The 3,512-nt window shown below is 41.3% G+C and carries 4 protein-coding genes; 1 reads left to right on the top strand and 3 read right to left on the bottom strand.

Annotated features, from left to right (window positions below):
• Positions 1 to 198 precede the first annotated feature (198 nt).
• The 3 genes from chlG to petP form a co-directional block, all read right to left on the bottom strand.
• Complete coding sequence (chlG, locus tag PN471_RS19470; protein WP_271778250.1) at positions 199 to 1,233, bottom strand: chlorophyll synthase ChlG; 1,035 nt, start codon at positions 1,231 to 1,233, stop codon at positions 199 to 201.
• A 95-nt stretch (positions 1,234 to 1,328) separates the two neighbouring features.
• Positions 1,329 to 2,429 carry a Get3/ArsA fold putative tail anchor-mediating ATPase NosAFP gene (locus PN471_RS19475; RefSeq protein WP_271778251.1) on the bottom strand — a complete coding sequence of 367 codons (1,101 nt, stop codon included), beginning with the start codon at positions 2,427 to 2,429 and terminating at the stop codon, positions 1,329 to 1,331.
• 85 nt (positions 2,430 to 2,514) lie between these two features.
• Positions 2,515 to 2,706 (bottom strand): cytochrome b6f subunit PetP, encoded by a 192-nt coding sequence (petP, locus tag PN471_RS19480; RefSeq protein ID WP_193894420.1) that lies wholly within the window; start codon positions 2,704 to 2,706, stop codon positions 2,515 to 2,517.
• Between the two features lie 108 nt (positions 2,707 to 2,814).
• Between petP and PN471_RS19485 the strand changes: the two genes are divergently transcribed.
• Positions 2,815 to 3,512: Uma2 family endonuclease (locus PN471_RS19485; RefSeq protein ID WP_271778252.1), on the top strand; the 698-nt coding region annotated here is incomplete at its 3' end.

Consider the following 3,512-nt stretch of genomic DNA (forward strand, 5'->3'; position numbering starts at 1 on the left):
GAATAAGAAAGTGTTCGTTTCCTCCATGTTCCCTTCCTTCGTGCTACGCACATTAGTCAGGGAACTGTCGTCAACTCACGCGCCATTCATCCCACGCTCCTAAGAGTGAGACGTGGGGCTTCTGTCGGTTAAGCTAAATTAGCCAGGAACTTAAGTTCCTGGCGGGGTGGGGTTTTTACGACTGATTACACTCTAGGATTAAACGCCGGCATGACCTAATGCAATACCCGTCACCAACATTCCCAACACCAAAAATGGTTGAGCGCTGGCTTGATATTTGACATCATTGGCTATGGGGTCTCGGAGAAAATACATATCCTGGAAAGTGATTTGGGGAATGATTAATAATACGAGAATGGCTGCATATAAATTCTCGTGAATACTCACCAAATAACCTGCGACCAAACCTTGAAATAAGTCAATCATGACGACACAAATCAAAGCCGCAGTTTTTATTCCAAACATAACTGGTAATGATTGTAATCCTAATTGGCGATCGCCTTCCACACTTTTAAAATCATTGACAATGGCAATCCCTAAACCTGCCAAACTGTAAAATAGAGTCAGAATCACAATTTTCCAATTCAATTCCCCAAATAAAGCATGGCCAGCCCACCAAGGTAAAGCAATATAACTTGCACCTAAAGCATAATTTCCTAGCCAACCATTTTGTTTTAATTTCAATGGTGGTGCAGAATAGATATAGGCAATGAAACTACCAAAAACAGACAATAGTAAAACATTAGGAACTGAATGACCTGCCCATAAATCTAAGGTGTAGGCTACCCCATATCCTAGTAATAGTAAAACCACGAATTGGCTAACTACTTGCTTTTCCGAAATTGCCCCCGAAGGGATAGGACGGTAAGGTTCGTTAATCGCGTCAATTTCCCGGTCATAATAATCATTAATAGTTTGGGTATAACCAGTTAATAAAGGACCCGAAAGCAACATACATAGGGCAGACTTCAAAACATTTTCTAAAGTCCAGGTATAGTTACCAGAAGAAGCCGCACCACAGACCACACCCCAAATTAGGGGAATCCAGGTAATCGGTTTCATCAATTGCAGACGAATTTTCCAAATAGAAGTTTCTCCAGCGCTCGCACCTTTCATTCCCAGCAATTGCCGAGTTTTAGCATTGCGGTCTTCTGTGATTATTACCTCTGGATTTGCAGATTCTATCGCCTCATTCGGCTGCGAATTGGGATTAATAGGAGTTGATTCAGACATAAGGTGTAATGGTAATTGGGGAAGAGGTGATTGGTAATAAGTAACTGGTAATTGGAAAAACTTTTACCCATTACCCATTACCTATTACCTATTACCTAAAAAGAAATTATCAAATAACTATTTTGAAACTTTGCGCCGGTCACAGGTTTACCACTTAAAGCAGGGGGGAGGAAGATATTACGTCTTTGATCTCCGGCTTCTACGGTGACTTCTGGACCCTGTTGAGTAAGTTTTACCTGTTTTTTGTCGAAACCAGGTAAAAATAGGCGTACTTGGCGATTATGCACGTCAATTTCAATGGGTGGATTAGCTTGTAATGCTTGTTCAGCAAGGTTGGGTAAAGCATCTATGAGCGGTTGCCATTCCCCATTGACAACATCAGGAACTATGCTCACAGGTAGAGGTGCAAATTCCTCGGATAAATTAGTATTTTCTCCACCAGGAACTAAAATTGCTCCACCAATAGTTAAACCAATTTGTTGAGCGCTTCCCCACAGATAGCGGGAATTTGCCACATCAATAGGTTCTGATGTTGTTACCAAAAAAGCAGCAACCCGCCGAGGATTAGCCAGGGCAGCTTTACCTTCTTCGAGGAAATTATTAACTTGGTTAGTAGGTTGGGAAAAATTGTCAGCAGTCCAATTAAAATTGAAAAGGCTACTAATTAAAGGTTGAATTAGGGGTGATTCAGAAATTGTTTTCCCTAAATCGGAGTTAACAAATAATTGCCGAAATCTTCTGACATACCAACTTAAAGATTCTGGCATTCCCAACATTCGCAAACTAGCAGCGTCCCCCGTGCCGTCATAAATAATCGCGTCATATTTGCCACTGGCATCATATTCACGAATCGCATTGAGAGCGAGGGCGTTATCCATGCCCGGTAATACTACCAATTCTTGCCCATAAACCTCTTTAAAAATTGGTGTGCGGAGGTATTGAGCCTCCAATTTTTTCACTTCTTCCCAGTTGCGTTCTAGCAGTACAGATGCTTGAAACTGTACTGCTTGGAGATTGGGAGAGATGTCTTGGGGGTCAGAAGTCAGAGGAGTATTGAGTAGAATTGACAAAGTTGGATCTGCTAGTCCTGCTAGGAGTACCCGTTTACCTTGTGTTGCCAAACTAATGGCTGCGGCGATCGCTATCTTACTGCGAGCGATGCCGTTTTTGCCCAAAAATGTCAGTATCAAGGCCATTACTCAATTTCCAATTTTGCCGATCTTGTCAATAACAACTTAGCACTCAACCAATCTTCTTAGCCTCTGCTATAAGTTGTTTTGACTAAGCTGGTTTGATTTCATCTTCAAAAAACCAAGTGGAAGAGTTGTCGTCAAACTTCACCACCACACCAATTCCCCGACCATCTGTGACTTTGTAGCCCTCGATAATGCCGATTTTTCCGAGTTTTTGAGCGATAGGAGAGGATACGCGATCGCGCAAACGAATCACCTTAACTTTCTGTCCGATGTCCATGATCTAGTTAAAATAAAATAATCCAAATCTCAGTGTAGCTGAATCTGGCACTCTGTTTTCACTGTTCATGGCTTAAAATTAAATCAGTAAGCAAGTAGGTATACTCTTATGTTTGTTACAGCCCAACAGCTAGAACAACAAATGCCCGATGCGACTCGTTTATTAAGTGATGAGCCGGAAATGGAAAGTTCTTTGCATTATATGCAGTTACTATTATTGGTAACTAGCTTAGAGTGGTTATGGCGTGATCAAAATGATTTTTTTATTGGTGCAAATCTGACTATTTATTTTAGTCGTCAGCAATTAAAAAATCGAGAATTTAGAGGTCCAGATTTCTTCCTAGTTAAAAATACAGAAAAACGTCCCCGCACTTCTTGGGTTGTCTGGGAGGAAGACGGGCGCTATCCCGACCTAATTATTGAATTACTGTCCGATAGTACCGCAAAAGTTGACCGTAATTTGAAAAAAGTTCTCTATGAAAGTCGTTTTCATACTCCAGAATATTTCTGGTTTAGTCCAGAAAGTTTAGAATTTAACGGGTTTAAAATAGTAGGAAATCAATATCAGGAAATTGTCGGCAACAAACAGGGATTACTGTGGAGTGAAGTCCTGAATTTATATTTAGGTGTGGCAAATGGTAAACTCCGCTATTTTACATCGGAAGGTGAGTTAGTACCAACACCAGAAGAAGCGGCTATAAAGATCCAAAGGGAAGCTCAGGAAGCTCAAAATCAAGCCCTTGCAGCCGAACAGCAAGCTCAGGAAGCTCAAAATCAAGCCCTTGCAGCCGAACAGCAAGCTCAGGA

Source organism: Aphanizomenon sp. CS-733/32 (assembly GCF_028330045.1).
GTDB classification, from domain to species: domain Bacteria; phylum Cyanobacteriota; class Cyanobacteriia; order Cyanobacteriales; family Nostocaceae; genus Dolichospermum; species Dolichospermum gracile.